Genomic DNA, 21,128 nt, shown 5'->3' on the forward strand with positions numbered 1-21,128 from the left:
AGTTGTAAAATACCTCTTCCAAGGTTGAAAGTCTATAAAATAGCGTAGAAATTTGTTTTTAGTCTACCTAGGAGTCTATACCTATAATGCCGTCCGAATTACCAGTAAATATTCTCCTGGTTGATGACCACTCGGAAAACTTGTTGGCCTTAGAAGCAATACTGCAAGGTTTAGGTCAAAATTTGGTCAGGGCGACATCAGGGGCCCAAGCTTTGAGGTGTTTACTCAATCAAGATTTTGCAGTAATTTTGCTCGATGTACAAATGCCAGAAATGGATGGCTTTGAGACGGCTACGCTAATTCGCCAACGAGAGCGATCGCGTCACACACCCATCATCTTTTTAACTGCATTTAGTACCAACGATTCAATGGTATTTAAAGGCTATTCTCTAGGCGCAGTAGACTATTTATTTAAACCCATCGAACCGGAAATCTTAAAATCGAAAGTCGCGGCGTTTGTTGATTTATTTCAGAAAACGGCAAAGATAGAAAGACAAGCTAACCAACTCGCCGCCTTAAACGCCGATTTGAGAAAAAGCGAAGAACAGTTTCGCTCGTTATCGGCTTGCTCACCCGTAGGCATTTTTCTTACAGATATTGACAGTAATTGCACTTATACTAATCCCCGCTACCAAAGTATTTTGGACATTTCTGATGAGGATTGTTTAGGCACAGGTTGGTTGCGATCGCTTCGTCCTGAAGATAGAGACAGGATATTTGCCGATTGGTCGGCGGCGGCTCAACAGGGAAAAGAATACTATAGTGAATTTAGTATTGTTACTGCCACTGGAACTGTGCGCTGGTTAACCTTGCGTTCCTCACCTATGCTTTCTAATGAAGGCACAGTCATCGGTTATGTGGGGACAGTAGAAGATATTAGCGATCGCAAACAAGCTGAGGAAGAACGCGCTAAATTAATTCGCGAACAAGCAGCCCTCAAGGAAGCGGAAGCCACAAACCGCATGAAGGATGAGTTCCTGGCTACTCTGTCTCACGAACTGCGGACACCTCTCAACTCGATTCTCGGTTGGGCTAAACTGCTCCGCAATCGCAAACTCGATGAGAAAGCTACAGCCCGTGCTTTAGAAACTATTGAACGCAATGCACGTTTGCAAGAGCAACTCATTGAAGATATTTTAGATGTCTCCAGAATTATTCGCGGCAAGTTGGTGTTAAATATTTGCCCTGTTAACCTCGTTTCAGTGATTGAAACCGCAGTAGAGACAGTCCGGTTACAAGCTGAAGCTAAAAATATTGCCTTTGAATTTGCGATACCTGCCACAGAGAAAGCAAACATTGCCCCAAATAAAGAAAATAACGGTCATTTCTCTCTAGCAAAGCATCTAGCCTCACCCTTTATGGTTTCTGGCGATCCGGATCGCTTGCAGCAAGTCGTCTGGAATCTACTTAGTAATGCCATCAAGTTCACACCAGAAAACGGACGTGTGGATATTACCCTTTCCACTGACAACAACTACGCTCAAATTCAAGTCAGTGATACCGGAATTGGTATTCAACCAGACTTTCTCAGATATGTTTTTGATCGCTTCCGCCAAGCCGACGGTAGTACCACCCGCAGCCACACAGGACTAGGATTAGGATTAGCGATCGCCCGCCACTTGGTAGAATTACACCACGGAAAGATTTATGCAGATAGCCCTGGTGAAGGACAAGGCGCAACTTTTACTGTAAAATTGCCGCTTTTAGCAGCAAAACAGCCACAAAATCCAGAAAAAACAGCAATTGTAGAATCTGTATCTTCACCGCAATTACCTCTAAATAATGTGCAATTGCTAGTTGTAGATGATGATACTGATACACGCCTTTTTCTGTCAGCCGCACTACAGCAATCCGGAGCTACAGTCAGATCTGTTAGCTCAGTTAACGAAGCAATGTTAGCAATTCAAGAATATCCACCAGAGATATTAATTAGCGATATTGGTATGCCTGAAGAAGATGGCTACACACTCATCCGTAAAGTCAAAATGCTGGAAGCAGAACGAGGCGGGCAAATTCCAGCCATTGCGTTAACAGCCTATGCTAGAGAAGAAGATTCTACAGAAGCCATAGCAGCCGGCTTTCATATGTATGCTTCTAAGCCAATTGAGCCAGCTAAATTAATTAATATGATAATCAAACTATTAAAAGTAAATTTGCACTCTCCACTTAGCTAAACAAAATTTTAGGTGCGTTAATCGAATGCTAACGTACCTAATGGTGTTAAATACAGAAAATATTTATTTTGCAGCTAATATCAAATGCAACTCAATTGATTTGTCTTATCCGAACTGTATTGAGGGACTTCCAACTAATACCAGTTTGAAAAAAATGTGACAGATTGTAGGGGCAAGGCATTGCCCATTGGTGTCAACTTAACGTGAAAACCGCTTGGTTGCAAGGGTTGGCCCTCTCCCCCAACCCCTCTCCCACAGGGAGAAGGGAGCCAGAGATTTAGTTCTCCTTCTCCAGGGGGAGAAGGGGTTAGGGGATGAGGGCGCGAGGTATTTTTACAACGCCCGCCCTATATAGTTTTTAGCTTAAGTTGACACGTATGGGCATTGCTATGCCCTCTAGAATATATTTGGTGTTTTGCAAACATTATTTGAATTGGTATAAGAAATATACAATCGCTTAACCGATTCTCTCATCTTGTTGCGATTGAATTCTACCATCTTGATTGTAGCGATAAACTAATCCACAAACTGCAGATAATATTAACCAAAATAGAGTATTTAGACGGAAATCATAGATAGTAACATCAACCATATTAAAGAGTACCCATCCCAACAAAACTAAGACATAACTAAAAAATATCAATCTGTCTTCTTGAGCTAAAAATTGTGGCTTTTGCAAAACTTTGATAGCTGCAATCACAACCCAGGCGATTAAACCACAAAATAATAGGGTAGCAGGTATTCCAGTTTCCGCAGATAACATCAAAAATAAGTTGTGTGGATGACCTAAACCGAGGTGCGTTTCGGCTTTATAAAGTTTTAAAAAATTGCGTAACCCCCAGCCAGTCCAAGGATGTTGTTGAGTTAAATTCCAAGCAAAATGCCATTGGGTTTTTCGCATTAAAGCCACTGGCCGATTGGGATACATATCATCATTTAAACGCGCCCAAAAGAAAGCTGGAACGAAGTTGCGAAAGAACTGGGCGACTGGAGAAGGTGCAAACGCTGCTAGCATTACAGTAGTGACGATAGCAGCTACACCACCAACTAAAATCCGCCAACCTTGGTATAGTGCATAAGCTAAACACACAAAAATTGCGATCGCCCATCCATTGCGTGAGTTAGTAAAAATTAAGGCAATGAAGTTGAGAATTCCGGCGATAGTGAGAAAGATGAGGGGGTTGAGGGATTGGGGATTGGGGATTGGGGAATTTTGAGTTTTCTTTTTGATTAATTGCCACTGTTCTAGCGCTAAAGCTAACCCCAGAGTGAACATGATTACCAGGTAAGCCGCTAAGGTGTTAGCGTGCATTAAGATAGAAGCCATGCGCCCTGGTGGAGTTCCTCCTGGTGCGATCGTCCACTCTAAAACAATCCACACAAACTTTAAATCTAAATTCCAGCCTAAAAATAACTGCCCAAAGCCCAAAATTGTGATTGGCACGGAAGCAACTACCAAAATCCAAGCTATTTGTCGCAATTGGGCGGTTTTTTGAAACAGCGCACTCAATCCCGCAAAAATAATAAAGTAGGGAATGAAATTAAATAAACCAACGTAAGCTGTGGTTTTGTCATAGGCAAACCCAGCCGTAATGATGAGCAATAAACTTAGCAGTGCAAATCCCCAATTAAGAGGGCGACGGATAATTTTGCTCCATTGGCGTGCCACAGTAATTAAGGATGCCAAAACTATCAATACAGCCCCCAGGAAGGGACTCAATGGGAAGAAAATCAATCCCAATTGAGTTAAATTCCAAGGTAATTGCAAAGCCGGATTGGGATGATAAACAGCTTGCTTCAAGCTAACTCCCAACATTCAGTACGGGTGAGACGAATTTGCGCTAAGGCAAAGATGGTGGGAATGATTCTACCGTAATTAGTAGCGATCGCTCTCCATCCTAAATCTGCAAAAAACCAAGCCCACATAACTGGCCCAATAAACGAGAAGATACTACGTACTGCGCCATAACGAGCCGCATTCACAGTCATACCTCGCTTTGCCATTTGCAAAGCAACATAGTTTTGAAACTGCGCTGTTGCTACTGTTGAACCTTGCACTGCTGCTTCTTTGGCTACTTGATAAGTAGCAAAATGTGTAGCAAATTGGCGAGCAATTTGTTTTAGCACCAATGGTTGAATTACAGAAGTCACGGCTAAAGCACTACCACCTTTAAAAATTAATCCTAAGGGGTCTTTTTGTAATAAAAGTGGTAGGGGTTGTTTCAATTCCGATTTCATCAGCTGACGCTGTACCCGAACAGTTAATTTTTGCTTTTCCTGTTCGGGCAATTTTTTCCATACTTGCCCTAATAGATGCAAAAATACTTCTGCTTCTAAATCAACAGTTGCTAGCTGACTAGAATAAGGAATTTTTAAATACTTACATACTTGAATTAGCGCTTGTCGATAAGTTACCTGGCTGGTGCGTCCCCGTAATACTGTCATCCCATCTGCAGCCAAAAAGCGAAAACGATTTTCTAATGTATCTAACCACGCTTGTCTATCTTGGCTTTGAACTTCAATCGGTTCAGGTGTGTGAACGTAGTCTAAAGGATTGAACTTACGACTAAACAGAATTGCCGTTAAGTCTTGCAATTCATCTTCAGTTGCTAGCTCTAAAGCCGCCCTCAGTTCATCCAACTTCCCTTCCTCCCTTCCGTGCTGCTTTCTGTACCTTATTCTACTACCAGCTTTCAGCAGTCAATTAGTAGTCTTTATAGCTTTGTCATCTGATAATAACCAATGAGGCTTCTCACCAAGGACGATTAATTAATGACTGATGTTGCAGTAATTGGTGCAGGGATGGCAGGTTTAGTCTGCGCCCAGCAGTTAAGAAAAGCCGGATATTCGGTAATAGTTGTCGAAAAATCTCGTGGTTTAGGCGGAAGACTCGCAACACGTCGCTTACAAGGAACTTCAGCAGATCATGGTGCTTGTTACCTCAAACCCAAAGGTGAATTGCTGCAAGGTTTTGTCGATTTATTATGCAATGCTAATGTGTTGCAAATTTGGACAGATACAGTTTACGAATTCAAAAGTGATATTGGCATTATTCCACCCGAAAGCCGTAGTCCTCGTTATGTTGCACCTCAGGGAATGAGCGCTATTGCCAAGTTTATTGCTCCAGGGTTGGATATTGTACTAAATCAGCGTGTAATTGCCCTAAATTATACGGAAAATAGCTGGCGGTTAACTCTGGAATCGAGTAACGAGGAAATTACAGCTAATGCCTTAGTGGTGGCAATTCCTGCACCCCAAGCATTAGCTCTTTTAGCGCCTTTAAGTGGCAGTTTATTAGATGCTACCTTTATTGAGCATCTCAGTTCTGTAGAATTTCAGCCATGTATTAGTGCGATCGCAGGTTATCCTTCTACATCTCAACCCCTTCCTGAATGGAAAGCTTTAACTTTTGTAGACGATCCTGATATTGCATGGATTGGTTTAGACAGTAGCAAGCGTCCCAATCCTCAACAGCCACACTTTGTCGTGCAAAGTAGTGCAGTTTTTGCCCAACAGCATCTAGAATCCGCAGATTTAAATGCAGTTGGAGAGTATATGTTGCAACATACAGCCCAAACCTTAACAATTCCTTGGTTAGCAACTCCTGACTGGATGCAAGTACATCGCTGGCGCTATGCCTTTGTTAGTCGTCCTTGGAAGGAAACGATTTTATCTGCTAACACTCCTCTACCTTTAATCTGTTGTGGCGATTGGTGTGGTGGCAATTTTGTAGAAGGTGCAATGCTGTCTGGAATAACTGCTGCTGTGAAAATTAATCAACAGCTAAGGTCTTTACCTAATGTTAATTTTTTCAACTTTTCTCCCGAATAATTTTATCTATGAATACACTGGTTACTTAAGTATCTTATGTTACTTTTTTAAGCTAATAGAGGCAATTTATGTAATAAATACAAGGAATTTTCTCAATCATCTATTTCAACTATCGCAATAATTCAGCTAGAACTGTAGCAAACATTTATAAGTAATGTAAACACCATCATGCATTTACACGGATTAATCTTTAGCAACAATTAATTCTGTTTCGTTACTAAAATAATTGATCCCCAAGAACTTTTGCTGCGTTTTGTGTAGTTTACAGATACAGACTAAAAAATTTTGGATAATTAACATTAGAGAGATAAAACACGGTACTTATCCATTTTATTGAATGCTGTTTCTACGATTTATACCAGCATTGAGTATAAGTTTTAACTAAAAATAGACAGGATAGAGCTTTGATAATTGTACCGAGATAAAATTTGCTATTCAGGGTTAGAGCATCTCTTAATGTCAATCAGTTCTAGCTGGTTATTTTGTCAATTTTGCCACCTAGAAACTTTATTCCTGACAAGTTATTGACTAGATAAAAAAGGAGATGAATAGTTATGCAAACAGTTGTTAAATTAACACAGCAATCAGTACAAGGCGAGATTGAAAGTGTGTTGGATACCTATCCATACAACCCTTACCAACAAGCTTTTGCTATTCCTGATTTACGCCAAGAATTAATTAAATTTGTCCTTAACCGTATTCCTTGCCTTTACTACTCTAATTTTGAGGGACATATTCCATTTTCTGAAGATGACAAAGAATACTTAATTAAGTCTAAGTTGCCGCGTAGTCCTTTAGAACAACAACTATATGTACAAAATTTGATTCATCAAGGTATTTACACCATTTTTAAAGATAAATCAGATTGGATTAGTCATCACCTTTGCGAAAAAATCCAACCTGGTTTTGAACCATCTCACTGGTTTGGTTAAGATTGATACTAGGTCTTGTTGTTGTTGATTGCAGTAGTGAAATGACCTTAATTTATCTGGCTCATGATCAGGTTAGATGGAAAGTAATTAACTACCAAGCGATCGCTATTATTTGCTCACACTCCAGCTGAGATTTGCATGAAAGGTTGGAGTTGTGCTTTTTCATAGTTTGTTAACACCCTATTTCATAGCTCGCTTGGTAGAATACCTAGAAATTAGGTGGCAAAATACATCAAATGTCAACAGTGAAAGTTGAAATCCAACTATCATTAGCACAATTGCTCAAAGCTGTTGAGCAATTAAACCAGCAAGATTTAGATAACTTTGTATCTCAAGTTCTAGCACTGCAAAGACAACGCCAAATTAAACAGCAGCTAGAATACGAAGCTGAATTATTAGCAGAGATTAGTGAACCCATCCCTTTAGATATTCAAAAATCTCATGAGAGATTAATAGCTAAAAAAGATGCTGCTACGCTGACAAGCTATGAATATGGAGAGTTATTAGGCTTGACTGAACAGATAGAAACACTCCAAGCCGAATATCTCAATAATTTAATAGAATTAGCAAATCTGCGTGGAATTTCGCTCAACGCATTGATAGAGGCTTTAAATATTCAGACACGAATATATACTGAACTTTAGATTAAAAGCACAAAAAGACTCAGAGAAGCTGAGTTGAAAAAAGCAAAAAAATAAGTAATACCAATTGGAAACAAGAATGCGACAGGTTGTAGGGGCACGGCAATGCCGTGACCTCTAAAATATATTGATGTGTCGCAAACAGTATTTGAATTGGTATAAGTCGGTGGAATGAAAGCAAACATATGTTAAGAAACATAAATAGGCTTGAAATCCTGACCGCTTAATTCACATTAAACGTAATTTTGAATTTTAAATTATAAGGTAGCAGTGCTAGCTTGTAGCTTGCTGTGCCTTTCTTGCCTCTAAAACAGCTCGAAAATCTTTGATCATCTCTGGAGTAATTTGAGTAGCTTGCCACGATGGACGTGCTATTAAGCGATCGCTCCAAGCACTTAATTTGGGATAATCAATTAAAGATATGCCCACTTTAGGCAATACATATACTACAGTTCCAGCCACAACCTCTGCTAAGGTCAGGTTGTTACTACCAAAGTAAGGGCGATCGTCTAATAAACTCTCAAAGAACTTAAGTACTACAGAAATTTTTTCCTCTGACTGCCGGATTTTTTCTGGATCTCCTGGGGGTAAGCCTAGAAACTGAGGTAAAAACGTGGTAGTTGGTGGCAAAAGTTCATTGACAGTTACCAGTTGTACCATCCGTGCGATCGCTAAATCTTTTGGATCTTCAGGTAGCATCACCGGATTGGGATATTTTGCTTCTAAATAATCTAGAATCGCCAATGATTCGATTACTTTAAAGTCGCCATCTACTAAAGCTGGAATATGGTGAAAAGGGCTAATTTCTAAAAAATCTGGTTTAAATTGCTCTCCATTGAGTTTGATTTCTACTAGTTCAAACTCTAGCCCTTTTTCTATCAATGTAATCCAAACTCGGCGCGAGTTAGGAGAAAGCGGTGCATGATAAAGTGTCAACATAAGCAAACCTCATGACTTTTGATAAATTAATCAATGCCAATTTTCTACATTAAAGCAATTCGTAATTCGTAATTAAGACAATTAGAGTTTATCTAAACTGTCACCTGGGAATTTTTTGGTAAAGTTTATCAAACTACTAAACAGCTAAAATTTAGCTAATAGTGTTTCTACACTGGCATTATGATCCAAAAAAGAAAATAAATGATAATAACGGAGTTTTCCGTCTTTATCTAATACAAACTGTGCAGGTAAAGGTGCTCCTAGAGCTTGTCCTACTCGATAGCGCCGAAATACTTTACAAGCAGGGTCACTCAATAACGGCATTTTTAAGCCTAAATCTCTGACAACAATTTGACTCTGCCTTTCATCTGTACTCGTAATCATCAAAACTTCTATCCCACGCTTTTGAAATTCTTCGTAGTTTTCATTCAAAGATTTGATGTGAGGATAGCAAAAAGGACAATATTGTTTTTCTGTAAATATTCTGGTAAACGCCAATAAAACTGGTTGTTTGCCTCTGTAATTTGAAAGCTTCAGCAAAGTACCATTTGTAATATCTGGCAGTTGAAAATCTGGCGTTCCCACATCTAATCGTAGTTCATAGATAGCAGGAATTGGCAGAAAATTGTGGAAGAAGCGCTCATTGAATAAGCCGCTAAAATCTGTTGAAGTTAGCATATTTTATCTTTGATAATTTAAAGTCCAGAGTCCAGAGTCAAAAGTCAAGGGTCAAAGGTCAAAAGGGATGAGAGAGTTAAATATAAAAATAGTCCATGCCCTATGCCCAATCCCCCATGCCCAATACTCTAATTCCATCCTAAAACATGAAAAAACCACAGATTGGCACTGAAGTTGACACGGATTAATGTTTATCTGTGTTCATCTGTGGTTATCTGTGGTAATAATTGATACTGCTCTTAAATCCAGTATACTGCTTTGCAGTTTTCTGGCAAGAGAAATCTAGTCAGATGGCAAGCCTAATTTGCTGGGTTTAGGTGAGTAAAAGGGGGTGAAAATTTTTTCCTTTTTTCCCCTTACCCTTTCCCCCGGCTTCCTTGGCAAACTACTAGACAGCAGAGAAGTAAACTTTAGATTTCACGGGGTCGGGATTCATAGTCTTGTCACCAGGTTGCCAACCAGCAGGGCAAACTTCATCGGGGTGAGATTGGACATACTGAATCGCTTGCAATGTCCGTAAGGTTTCATCAACGCTACGACCAAAAGCTAGGTTGTTAATGGTAGCGTGCTGGATCACACCATCTTTATCAATGATGAATAAACCGCGTAAAGCAATACCTGCTGCTGGGTCGAGTACGTTATAAGCAGCGCTTACCTCTTTTTTGATGTCAGCAACTAAAGGATAATTTAAGTCGCCTACACCACCAGATTTGCGGTCAGTCTGAATCCAAGCCAAGTGAGAGAATTCGCTATCAACGGAAACACCCAAAATTTCGGTGTTAAGTTTCTTGAATTCTTCGTAGCGATCGCTAAATGCTGTGATTTCAGTGGGGCAAACAAAGGTAAAGTCTAAGGGATAAAAGAATAAAACTACATACTTACCGCGATAGTCGGAAAGCTTGATTGTCTTAAATTCTTGATCCACTACAGCTGTTGCTGTAAAGTCTGGAGCCTGTTGACCAACGCGAAGCCATCCTTCTGTTCCGTAAGTGAGGGACATGAACCTAATTCTCCTTCAACTTATATTTATTTACTAGCGTTGGAATTCGGGTCAGGTAAAACTCACCCATCCACGCTCTCACAGTTTAATTACGATCTGTTACGACTATATCATAGTCATAACGATTTTGAGTAGCAAATGGCTAATTTAGATACAAGAGAATGGTTACTGACTAATGGTTTGGGTAGTTTTGCTAGTGGAACGGTTTCGGATATCCGTACACGTACCTATCATGGTTGGTTTTTTGCCGCGACAAATCCCCCTTCCGGTCGTACCCTGCTACTTTCGCACCTCGAAGCTAGTTTGGAAGTCGAAGGGAAAGTTGTACCCTTAGGGACAAATTACTGGGACAGTGGACGAATTGAACCAACAGGCTACCAACTGCTGCGTGCCTTTGAGCTTAACCCAGTACCAAAATGGGTTTGGGGCCAAGATAATTGGCAACTCAGTAGACAGTTAATCATGCCCTATGGGTTAGAGGCAAGAGCAGGGGAGCAGGGTAGAGACGCGATTAAAGACGCGATGAATCGCGTCTCTACAAGCATGGGGGAAAATTCTCTTCAATCCGCCTCATCCCCCACCTTATGCCATCGTCTGTTAATCCAGTATCGCTATGAAGGCCGGGAAGAAGGTCTTTTAAGGCTACGCTTGCTGATAGGCGATCGCGACTTTCATTATCAGCAAACTGCTTCTCCAGAATTACACTTCTCACAAATCTTGTTACCCCAACAAGTTTGCTTGCAAGCAATCGTGGCTGGAAAATTTGGTACACCTTGGCATTTGCGTTGGACACAAGGAGAGTATCAAGCTGACGCGGTGTGGTACTGGAATTACCGCCTGTTAGAAGAAACCAAACGCGGATTAGGCGATCGCGAAGACCTTTATAGCCCTGGTTACTTAACAGTGACTCTCCAACCCGGAGATTGTGTCACCTTAGAAGTAAGATTAGGCTTCCCCGATTTAAAATTAGCCCCTCTCACTGACGAGACTTTTATAGAAGCGATTGAGGCAGAACAAGAAAGACTTTCCCAGATTTTCGGCTGGGATGAGGGAGATGAGGGAGATGAGGACGTATCAATTACCCATCACCCATTACCAATTACCAATTACCAATGCCCAATGCCCCATGCCCCATGCCCCATTCTGCAACAACTATTAAAAGCCAGCGATCAATTTATTGTCTATCGCGCTTCCATAGCTGGCCCTACGGTGATTGCAGGTTATCACTGGTTCAATGACTGGGGGCGGGATACTTTGCTGGCTTTACCAGGGTTGGCACTAGTTCCCAAACGCTTTGAACTAGCGAAGGGACTATTACGGACTTTTGGTTATTATTGTCACCAAGGTTTAATTCCTAATGCCTTTCCCGATGTTGGTGGTGAGCCTTTTTACAACAGTATTGATGCGGCACTGTTGTGGATTGAAACTCTAGGTTTATATTTAGAAGCTACTGAAGATTGGGAGTTTTTGGCAGAACAATTTCCTGTAGTGCAGCAAATTCACAAAGCATTTGTCGGTGGCACTCGCTACAATATCCATGTTGATGCTACTGATGGGCTAGTGGGTTGGGAAGCCTGTGGTGTCGCCTTGACTTGGATGGATGCGGTAGTAGGCGGCGAACCTGTGACTCCCCGGCTAGGTAAACCTGTGGAAATTAATGCTCTGTGGTACTCTGCTTTATGTTGGTTGAGTAAGTGGGCAGAACGCTTGAGCCAAATCCCCAATGGCAATTCTTCCGAACGTTTAGCAAAGCAAGCGCAACGTTACGCCCAGCAAGCGCAACAAGTAAAAAATTCTCTGCAAAAGTTTTGGAATCCCAAACTCAGCTATTTATACGACACTATAGAACTAGACGATGGCCGTAATTCTCAAATTAGACCAAACGCCGTTTTAGCGCTGTCTTTACATCATTGTGGGTTTTCACAACAACAAGGGCGTGAGGTATTGGCGCTAGCAGCTTCCAGTTTACTCACTCCCTATGGATTGCGGAGTCTCGCTCCTAGCGATCCGCAATATATTGGCAAATATCAAGGAACTCCAGAACAACGCGATCGCGCTTACCATCAAGGTACTGTTTGGAGTTGGCTCATTGGCCCGTTTATCCGTTCTTGGCAACGTTTTTACCCAGAAACCGCACCGCCTTTTGATTGGCAACCCCTATTGAAACACTTCTCCTCTGATGCTTGTCTAGGCTCCATTTCCGAAATTTTTGATGGCGATGAACCCCACATACCCAAAGGGGCGATCGCACAAGCTTGGTCAGTTGCAGAAGTGATTCGCTATTTGCCTAAGTCGCAGGGTTGAGGTTGGGGATTGGGGACTGGGGAACTCGGGGCCCCCTCTGGGGATAAGGGGTAATGGGGACTGGGGATTGGGGACTGGGGAAAGGAAAATTGCAAACACCAATTACCCATTACCAATTACCAAACCCCTAACTTAAACATTTGTGCGATCGGTCAAAATTTCATAGCCTGTTTCTGTGACTAATACTGTATGCTCAAACTGAGCTGATAGGGCGTTATCTACAGTTACGGCTGTCCAGCGATCGGCTAAAGTACGTGTATGTTTAGAACCTGCATTTAAAATTGGTTCAATTGCCAATGTCATACCAGCGCGTAGTTTGACATTTGGCATTTCGCGGGTGCGGTAGTTGAACACTGATGGTTCTTCATGTAGGTTACGTCCTACACCGTGCCCAGTGAATTCTTCAACTACAGTAAAGCCGTTCATTTTGACATGATCTTCAATTGCACCAGCAATATCCATCAAGTAAACACCAGCTTTAACTTGTTCAATACCTTTATAAAGAGCTTCCTCAGCTACGCAAATCAATTTAGCTGCTTCTGGAGTAACTTCACCAACGGCAATTGTAATGCAAGAGTCGCCATGAAAACCTTGGTAATAAGCACCCGTATCTACCTTTAAGACATCGCCTGTACGGATAACTTTCTTAGCACTAGGAATTCCATGTACAACTTCATTGTTGATACTCGAGCAAATAGAAGCAGGGAACCCGTGATATCCTTTAAAGCTTGGTGTAGCACCCATTTCACGAATGCGTTTTTCCGCATGAGCATCTAAATCAGCCGTAGTCATTCCTGGCTCTACTAGCTCAGAAATTTCTTTAAGTACAGTTGCCACTATTTTTGCTGATTGCCGCATAATATCTATTTCACGCGGCGATTTAATTTCAATACCTCGGCGTTGTTTGGGAGGATTCGGCTGTACTGTTTGCGAAAGTAAGTTACTGAAAATGTTCATGTGGGATTAAATAATGTTTGATGCTCTGTAGCTGGAGGTGAATTTTGTTCTAGCTTAATTGAGAAATAATATCTATATTTAAATTAACTTATTTTTTTCTTGAGAATTTGCTACCTAGAAAAAGTGAGCTTGCTACTAGGGACTCAGGGAAAGAAATAAGCTATTCTGCTTTTAGGTTTCACAATCCATCGTGAGGGCTGTTGACAGTTGACCGTTAACAGTTAACAGTCAACAGCCCTTATTAGTAGTTATGCAATTGAGACGCGCATTAGCTTATGATCATCCCTTAGTTATGGATGCGATCGCTCGTGGTGAGGCAAATGCCAATACCTAGCTCCCCGACTTTTTCAAAAAGTCGGGGAGCTAAATCACACTAAAGTCACTCAAATTCCATTAGCTGAAAAAGTATCAATTGCTAACAGTAATCACACCAGTCATTCCCGCTTCTGCGTGCCCTGGAACAGTGCATCGGAGGCTATATTTCCCTGGCTTAAGAGGCACAAATACCCATTCTGCTATTGCACTAGGTTTGAGTTCTACTTCGTGGATAGCGCCTTTTATTTCTACTTTGCCTGCTTCAACTTTTTGCGTCCAGATGCCATCGGCAAAGTCTTTGGCAGTAAAGTAGTGCTTTAGCTGGCTAGGATTTGTCAGCCGGAGATTGTAGCGTTTCCCGGCTGTAAATTCTAAGGTATTTGGTTCAAATTTTAGTTCGTTAGCTGCATTTCCTAAACTCACAGGAGTTTCCATAGCAGCTTGTTTAAGGACATCGCCAGAGACATTTGCTGCCAAGACTGGAGTTGTATTTACAACAGCAAAGCTTAGTATTAATACTAATATGAAGTAAATGCGCTTGATTACTTGCATCTCAGGCAAATTGTTGATATTAATTCTGCATCTTAATCACAATCTACTGAAAATTTTGAATAATTTTTGTAACTTGCTCAAAGTTGCCTTTACCCTTTCCCCTTTTCCCCATTGACCCATTCCTTACTGAATAGTATGATCTGCCAACACAGCAGGCCCAGCTGTTACCACGACAATTTTATCGGGGTGGAGTAATTCACGAGCAGCTTGATTAACTTGAGATAGGGTAACTTGCTGAATTTTATTACTAAAAGAGCGCAGTTCCACTTCATCGAGTCCATAGACTTGATTCATGAGAATTTTTTTTGCTAATTCCTCTGGGTTTGCCAGTGAAACATTGTAGTTGCTGATGAGAGTCTGCTTTGCGGCTTCCACTTCGGATGCGCTGACACCATGCTGATGGATTTGCTTTAGTTGCTCGTGAGTACTAGCGATCGCTTTACTAGTATCTTCTGGGCTGGTTTGCATTTCAATCCAAAATGTTCCAGCATTCTTGCCTACTTTGAAATAGCTATAAATCCCATAGGTTAAACCTTGGCGATCGCGTACTTCTGCTCCCAGCCTACTAGATAAGGTGTCGCCTCCCAAAATCTGATTCAATACTGAGGCTGCATAGAAGCGGGGATCTTGACGGTTAATGCCTGTGTAACCCATATAAGTGATAGCCTGAGCCTTACCAGGGAGGAATGAGTTGACACGCACTATTTTTTCTGGCATTGGTACTGGCGGATATGTTAATTTTGGTGGTTCACCGCTAACTTTCCAACCACCAAACTCAGCTTCAATGAGCGATCGCACTTTTATCGGATCAAAATCTCCTACCAGTGCTAACACCGTAGTATCGGGACGATAATATTTTGCCTTAAATGCAATCACATCCTGACGCTTAATCCTCTGTAGGCTTTTTTCTGTAGGGTAAGTATGCAATGGATGGTTTTTAGGATAAATAGACTGAACAAAAGTTCTAATTGCTACTTCGTCAGGGTCATCTAAATCTAGTTTGAGATTCGTCAAAGCTTGCTGGCGGTCTAATTCTAGCTCTGTTGCAGGAAATGTACTATTTTTCACAACATCTGCTAAAGTTTTCACAAGTATAGGCAAGTCGCTAGCTAAACTTTCGCCTCCAATTCGCACACCTTCGCGATAAGCTTCAAAATCTAGACCTGCACCTCGTTCTTCTAAAGCTTTGGCAATTGCTAAAAAGTCCTGGGTTTTCGTACCATTCATCAAATTATCTGCTACCAGTGATGCTAATCCAGCTTTATCTTTTGGATCAAATTCCATCCCTGCATTAATGTAGCCACTGAGGGTAATTGTGGGGGTACTTTTATCAGGTAGTAATAATAACTGCAAACCATTAGCCAAGGTAAATTGTTGCGGTAGTTCGCGAGTGATAAGAGATGTGGCTTCATCCACAGGTGGTAAGTACTTGATTACCTCTTGTGGTGCTACAGGAGAACCAGGGGAAAATTTTTCTGTAGTTTGCGCGTACTGAATTTTAGTAGTCAGTGCTTTTGTCTGCTTTTGACTGGGTTCAAACCAGCCAACTGTACGTAATTCTGGTTTGAGATATTTATTCACTACAGCGATAACATCAGCTGGTTTGACTTTGCGGACACCAGCCAAGTACCTTTCTGTATAGCGATAATCACTCGTAGTTGTCTCATCATTACCTAATTGGATTGCTAGGTTTGTGAGATCGCGGTTGCTTAAAATTACAGATGCTTCAACTTGGTTTTTAGCGCGATTGACTTCCTCTGCTGTCACTCCAGTTTTTACTAGATTTGCGATCGTTTTATTTAAAACTGAGTCAATTTTTGCCAAATTTTGCTTAGGAGCAGCAGTGACTAACAATTCATACCAGCCAGACTCCCGTAAGCTAGAAACATAAGCAGTAATATCGTTAGCTAGGCCTGATTCTACCAATGCTTGATAAAGGTGAGAATTCCGTCCTTCAGTCAAAATATAATCCATCACTTCCAGCGCTGGTACATCTGGGTGATTCACATCGGGTAGCTGATAAACCACTTGCAAGAGTTTTCCTGCACCCGGTTCTCGCAGCACAATGGGACTGTTGACTGTTGACTGTTGACTGTTGACTGTTAACTCTTGTACAGGCGCGATTAATCGCGTCTCTGTGACTCTTGACTCTTGACTCTTGGGTAATTTACCAAATATTTCTTTTACTGTTTCTAGAGTTGACTCAGTTTGAAAATCTCCCACAATCACCAAAATGGCATTTTCGGGGGTGTAAAATTCGCGGTAATACTGCTGTACCTGCTCGACTGTAAATTTTTCTACATCAGCTTTTGTACCGCCTACAGGTAAACCATATGCATGATTGGGAAAGGCTGCTCCCATGACGGCGCGATTGAGACGGTATTCAGGACTATTTTCATAGCCTTGTAACTCAGAAATGACTACGCGCTTTTCACTTGCTAGTTGTTCGGTATCAATGACAGCATTTTGCATCCGATCCGCTTCTAGAAATAAGAGCGATTTCAGCTTATTTCGTTCTGCAGTGCCGTAATACGCTGTTTGATCGTAGCTAGTAAAGGCGTTGGAGTCGCTACCTAAAGCACTAAACAATCGCCCAAATTGAATAGGACGATTTTTAGTACCTTTAAACATCATGTGTTCTAATTGGTGAGCAATGCCATTGACACCTGGTTCTTCATTGCGCGAACCCACCTTGTACCAAACCTGCACAGTCACTACGGGTGCTGTATGTACTTCTTTTGTCAGCACCGTCAAGCCATTTTCTAGCAAAGTTTTGCGGACGTTGTCTGTCACTTTTATAGGTGTGGGTTCTTGTTCATTTACCATTGATTGATAATGTGGCTGTTGTGACGCAAGCACGTGTTGACTTTCAGCAGGTTTACCACTAAATGACAATACTGCAATCATCGCAAAGCACAACAGTAATAAAGGAAGACGATATCTATACAAGGTGGAAAACACAGACATTGATTTTGTAGATACCCTGTAAACTGAGCTACATTTTTGGCATTGATGACTATAGTCTAATCTTTGCGTTCCATTGGACACCTACGCAAAACTACAGAGATGTGATATTTTATCAGCAAAAATAATCGATATAAAAGCGAAATTAGTTGAGTTTTGCTAAAATCCGAATGAATTCCAGGGGTAGTCCGTCATAATCCGCAATAAAAGCGACCTCATAAATGCGATCGCCTATCTGCTGCTGTGTCGGTTCTAAAAGTATTTTGAGAGGTTGAAATTGTTCTGGCTGGCTTTGAGCCGCTATTTTTAATTGTTCTTGTAAATTATTCAGCCAACTAGGTAAGTCGGCAGTAATTTCTGTTAAATCAAATGAAAGATGATAGTAGCCCACATAATGCTCATCTCCAAAAGCATCTGGGGCTGGTTTTGGTTCGGGAATTTGGATGAGTTCAATTCTGCCACCTAATCCTTCCATCCAACAAGCTAGGGTATAGCCTGTAGTGAAGCGTTCACAAACTGTAAACCCCAGTTGTTCATAAAAGGCGATCGCTCGATGAATATTCGCAGTCCGAATAGAAGCGTGATGCATAATTATGTCATTAGTCATTTGTCCGTTGTCATTAGTCATTTGTCCTTGGGCATTTGCTTTTCAGCAATGACTAAATAACTAATGACTAATGACTAATGACAATTTACTCAAATAATCGGAAATAAGGGTAGCGCACAGGGACACCAGGCTCTTTTTCCAAATCAAAATTAATGACTTCCCAGCAAGGATCTTCTGTTGCTTCGGGGCTAAAGTCCACAGGTAAACCGTACAGCCGTGCTGAGGAATTTTCTGGCTGTCCAGAACGCCAAGGAGTGCTGCGTTCTAAATAACCACTCATTAATTCCTGATAACGACGAGCGATAATCACTCGCGTGGCTCGGAAACCTTGGGTATAGAGTTTGTCTAGTGCTTCGTGAATTTCAAACCGAATACCATCGGGATGGGTATGTTGCCTATACCATTCACTATTCCACTTACGCCAATGTCGCCCCGACTGTAAATGAATTAATTCTCCCGTTTTGGGATTAGCCTCGAACGCCCCATGACGCGGACACAAATAAGTATCTGTCAGTGTCAGCGCCGGAATTGTTTGACGACAGTGGGGACACTGTATTTCAGGGCCAAATATTGGGTACTGCAAGCCTGGATTCATCATGAAGTGCGTAGAAACATAATTTAGTCTTCACCAGCGCCAGTGGGTTGGATATTACACTTCGGCTCCACCACTTTGGTTTACCCGCTCACTGCTAAAAAGTCACTGACTGATGCAGGAACAGCATTCACTAGTGTCTTAATTCAGCATAGAAGCTTGACCCTGTGATATTCTGGTTTTTGCAACCAGCCCGAAATGTTGGAGTTGTTCCAGTGTTCCTGGGTACCATATCCATATTCTATCGTGTCTATCGCTTCTTACTGGCCATCTCCTGATTTTTCTCAAGCTGCCTTTGTTGCAGCCAATGCGAGCGTGATCGGTTCCGTAAACATAAGGGCAGGTGTGAGCATTTGGTATGGGGCAGTAGTCAGAGGCGATGTAGAACGCATCGATATTGGCGAATGCACGAATATACAAGATGGAGCTATTCTACATGGCGATCCTGGTTTTCCTACCATATTAGAAGATCATGTGACCGTAGGACATCGTGCTGTGATACATTCTGCTTACATTGAGCGCGGCAGTTTAATTGGGATCGGTGCGATCGTGCTGAATGGGGTACGCGTTGGTGCTGGTAGTATTATTGGTGCTGGCTCAGTAGTCACCAAGGATGTACCACCATTGTCATTAGTAGTTGGCGTTCCCGGAAAAGTCTTGCGCCAATTATCAGACACTGAAACTGCAGAACTATTAGAACACGCCGAACGCTACCAAAAGTTAGCTTTAGTTCATGCTGGGAAGGGAACTGATCTCGGGTTTAGTCAGAAGTAATGGGACTGGGGACTGGGGACTGGGGACTGGGAATGTCTGTCCCTTTTTACTGACAAGCACCAAACATCGAACCCCAAACCCCAAAATTGTAAACATTCTTTACACATGGGGCTGGAAAATTTGTCCACTTCAGCTAACAATAAAAAATGAGAGCAGTTGACAAAAGTTTAATTTATTTAACAGAGGGGTTCTAAAATGGACATTGATTTTCGTGTAGCCGTTGTTCTAGCACCAATAGCCATTGCTGCTGGTTGGGCTGTATTTAATATTGGTGCAGCTGCTTTACGACAAGTGCAAAACTTTTTAAACAGAGAAGCTTAAATTTTAAGCATAATTAACATTTTTTAGCCGGCTGTTTCCCGTCACAAGGGCAGTCGGTTAATTTGTATTTAGATCTTTGGTGTTTGGTGTTTGGTATTTGGTGTTAGTCACGAGTCAAACGTTCACCAGAAAGGAATAGACATCCCCAATCCCCATTACCCCTTATCCCCAGAGGGGGCCCCGAGTTCCCCAATCCCCAATCCCCATTACCCCTTATCCCCAGAGGGGGCCCCGAGTTCCCCAATCCCCAATCCCCATTCCCCAATCTTGGATATCGACTCTCTATTACAATCCTTTCAACACTTCGGTATTAATTTAGGACTGTCACGCATTGTCAAACTTTTGGACAAGCTTGGTAATCCCCATCAGCAAGTGCCTGTAATTCATGTTGCTGGTACTAATGGTAAAGGTTCTGTCTGTGCCTATCTATCATCAGTTCTCACTCAAGCTGGTTATCGGACAGGACTTTACACCTCTCCACATTTAGTTGATTGGACAGAACGTATTTCTGTTAATCAACAGCCAATTGCTTCAGAGGAATTATATAAATTACTACAAAAGGTTAAAGATGCAAATGCACCTGATGAAGAATCTCCCACTCAATTTGAAGTGATTACCGCCGCTGCATGGTTATATTTTGCCCAGCAGCAGGTAGATATAGCAGTGGTAGAAGTAGGATTGGGCGGACGCTTGGATGCTACCAACGTTTGCTCACAGCCTTTAGTAACAGTCATTACTTCCATCAGTCGCGAACATTGGCAGCAGCTAGGGCCGACTGTTGCCCATATTGCTGGCGAAAAAGCCGGAATTCTTAAGCCTGGATGTCCGGCTGTGGTGGGGCCATTACCTAAAGAAGCAGAAGCAGTTGTGCGATCGCGTATTCAAGAATTAGAATGCCCGATATTTACACCCCAACCTGCGCGTTCTGTCTCTTCAGGATGGGCGGAATATCAAACTCTAGATGGCAAATTAATTCAATATCCGCTAGCTTTACAAGGGCAAATTCAGTTAACAAATTCTGCCTTAGCTTTAGCTGCAATCGAAATTCTGCAAAAACAAGACTGGCACATTTCTCAAACAGCCATAATTAATGGCATGGCGAATACTAAATGGCCTGGACGTATTCAATGGGTAACTTGGAAAAAGCATAAATTATTGCTAGATGGTGCCCATAATCCAGCAGGTGCTCAAGTTTTACGTGATTATGTTGATACATTGGCTAACCCAAAAATAACTTGGGTGATGGGAATGATGGCAAATAAAGACCATGCCGATATTTTCCAGGCTTTATTACGAGAAGGAGACAAGTTATGTCTCGTACCTATACCAGATACTTCTTCGGCGATTCCCGATGACTTAGCCAAACTAGCTGCGGAAATTTGTCCAGGATTGAGTTTTTGTCAATCTTACCCCGATTTAACTTCCGCCTTAGAAGCAGCTTTTGCTTCTCCCGAGGACTTAGTTGTTTTATGTGGTTCTCTTTATTTAATCGGACACTTTTTGTCCATCAAATAATTTCAATTCTGGTGTTGCTGATTGATGGGATG

The 21,128-nt window shown here is 41.7% G+C and carries 18 protein-coding genes; 8 read left to right on the plus strand and 10 right to left on the minus strand.

Annotation, left to right across the window (positions count from 1 at the left end):
• Positions 1–86: 86 nt before the first annotated feature.
• Positions 87–2,174, plus strand: coding sequence for a response regulator (locus HG267_RS16640; protein ID WP_045871840.1), 2,088 nt, complete (start codon positions 87–89; stop codon positions 2,172–2,174).
• A 457-nt stretch (positions 2,175–2,631) separates the two neighbouring features.
• On the opposite strand, the gene HG267_RS16645 is transcribed toward HG267_RS16640, so the two are convergent.
• A complete protein-coding gene (locus HG267_RS16645; protein WP_045870095.1) occupies positions 2,632–3,990 on the minus strand; it encodes an O-antigen ligase family protein in 1,359 nt (452 codons plus the stop codon).
• On the minus strand, positions 3,972–4,814 hold the full coding sequence (locus tag HG267_RS16650; RefSeq protein ID WP_045870094.1) for a YaaW family protein: 843 nt from the start codon (positions 4,812–4,814) through the stop codon (positions 3,972–3,974). The genes HG267_RS16645 and HG267_RS16650 overlap by 19 nt, the downstream gene beginning before the upstream one ends.
• A 132-nt stretch (positions 4,815–4,946) precedes the next feature.
• On the opposite strand from HG267_RS16650, the gene HG267_RS16655 reads away from it, so the two are divergent.
• The 3 genes from HG267_RS16655 (at position 4,947) to HG267_RS16665 (ending at position 7,581) form a co-directional block, all read left to right on the plus strand.
• Positions 4,947–6,005 (plus strand): NAD(P)/FAD-dependent oxidoreductase, encoded by a 1,059-nt coding sequence (locus tag HG267_RS16655; RefSeq protein ID WP_045870093.1) that lies wholly within the window; start codon positions 4,947–4,949, stop codon positions 6,003–6,005.
• A 554-nt stretch (positions 6,006–6,559) separates the two neighbouring features.
• Positions 6,560–6,937, plus strand: coding sequence for a hypothetical protein (locus HG267_RS16660; RefSeq protein WP_045870092.1), 378 nt, complete (start codon positions 6,560–6,562; stop codon positions 6,935–6,937).
• Between the two features lie 236 nt (positions 6,938–7,173).
• Positions 7,174–7,581, plus strand: a complete 408-nt coding sequence (locus HG267_RS16665) for an STAS/SEC14 domain-containing protein (protein ID WP_194007858.1) — start codon at positions 7,174–7,176, stop codon at positions 7,579–7,581.
• A gap of 270 nt (positions 7,582–7,851) precedes the next feature.
• On the opposite strand, the gene HG267_RS16670 is transcribed toward HG267_RS16665, so the two are convergent.
• The 3 genes from HG267_RS16670 to HG267_RS16680 form a co-directional block, all read right to left on the minus strand.
• Positions 7,852–8,517: a glutathione S-transferase family protein gene (locus HG267_RS16670; protein WP_045870091.1), complete on the minus strand. Its 666-nt coding sequence runs from the start codon at positions 8,515–8,517 to the stop codon at positions 7,852–7,854.
• Between the two features lie 144 nt (positions 8,518–8,661).
• Positions 8,662–9,195, minus strand: coding sequence for a peroxiredoxin family protein (locus HG267_RS16675; protein WP_045870090.1), 534 nt, complete (start codon positions 9,193–9,195; stop codon positions 8,662–8,664).
• A 388-nt stretch (positions 9,196–9,583) separates the two neighbouring features.
• The gene (locus HG267_RS16680; RefSeq protein ID WP_045870089.1) at positions 9,584–10,195 is read right to left on the minus strand and encodes a peroxiredoxin; all 612 of its coding nucleotides are present in this window, start codon (positions 10,193–10,195) and stop codon (positions 9,584–9,586) included.
• A 138-nt stretch (positions 10,196–10,333) separates the two neighbouring features.
• On the opposite strand from HG267_RS16680, the gene HG267_RS16685 reads away from it, so the two are divergent.
• A complete protein-coding gene (locus HG267_RS16685; protein ID WP_045870088.1) occupies positions 10,334–12,499 on the plus strand; it encodes an amylo-alpha-1,6-glucosidase in 2,166 nt (721 codons plus the stop codon).
• 132 nt (positions 12,500–12,631) lie between these two features.
• On the opposite strand, the gene map is transcribed toward HG267_RS16685, so the two are convergent.
• The 5 genes from map to HG267_RS16710 all read right to left on the minus strand — a co-directional run bounded on the left by map (position 12,632) and on the right by HG267_RS16710 (position 18,492).
• On the minus strand, positions 12,632–13,456 hold the full coding sequence (map, locus tag HG267_RS16690; RefSeq protein WP_045870087.1) for a type I methionyl aminopeptidase: 825 nt from the start codon (positions 13,454–13,456) through the stop codon (positions 12,632–12,634).
• Positions 13,457–13,864: 408 nt separating this feature from the next.
• Complete coding sequence (locus tag HG267_RS16695; protein WP_045870086.1) at positions 13,865–14,323, minus strand: plastocyanin/azurin family copper-binding protein; 459 nt, start codon at positions 14,321–14,323, stop codon at positions 13,865–13,867.
• 123 nt (positions 14,324–14,446) lie between these two features.
• Positions 14,447–17,290 (minus strand): M16 family metallopeptidase, encoded by a 2,844-nt coding sequence (locus HG267_RS16700; protein WP_045870085.1) that lies wholly within the window; start codon positions 17,288–17,290, stop codon positions 14,447–14,449.
• Positions 17,291–17,432: 142 nt separating this feature from the next.
• Complete coding sequence (locus tag HG267_RS16705) at positions 17,433–17,876, minus strand: VOC family protein (protein ID WP_045870145.1); 444 nt, start codon at positions 17,874–17,876, stop codon at positions 17,433–17,435.
• 103 nt (positions 17,877–17,979) lie between these two features.
• Entirely contained in the window at positions 17,980–18,492 is a 513-nt protein-coding gene (locus HG267_RS16710; protein ID WP_045870084.1) for a TIGR02652 family protein, read from the minus strand.
• 240 nt (positions 18,493–18,732) lie between these two features.
• Between HG267_RS16710 and HG267_RS16715 the strand changes: the two genes are divergently transcribed.
• The 3 genes from HG267_RS16715 to HG267_RS16725 all read left to right on the plus strand — a co-directional run bounded on the left by HG267_RS16715 (position 18,733) and on the right by HG267_RS16725 (position 21,096).
• Complete coding sequence (locus tag HG267_RS16715) at positions 18,733–19,260, plus strand: gamma carbonic anhydrase family protein (RefSeq protein ID WP_096622209.1); 528 nt, start codon at positions 18,733–18,735, stop codon at positions 19,258–19,260.
• Between the two features lie 195 nt (positions 19,261–19,455).
• Positions 19,456–19,581, plus strand: coding sequence for a photosystem II protein Y (locus HG267_RS16720; RefSeq protein WP_045870083.1), 126 nt, complete (start codon positions 19,456–19,458; stop codon positions 19,579–19,581).
• A gap of 267 nt (positions 19,582–19,848) precedes the next feature.
• Complete coding sequence (locus tag HG267_RS16725; protein WP_045870143.1) at positions 19,849–21,096, plus strand: bifunctional folylpolyglutamate synthase/dihydrofolate synthase; 1,248 nt, start codon at positions 19,849–19,851, stop codon at positions 21,094–21,096.
• The last annotated feature ends 32 nt before the right edge of the window (positions 21,097–21,128 follow it).

This window comes from Tolypothrix sp. PCC 7601 (genome assembly GCF_025677855.1).
Taxonomy (GTDB): domain Bacteria; phylum Cyanobacteriota; class Cyanobacteriia; order Cyanobacteriales; family Nostocaceae; genus Aulosira; species Aulosira diplosiphon.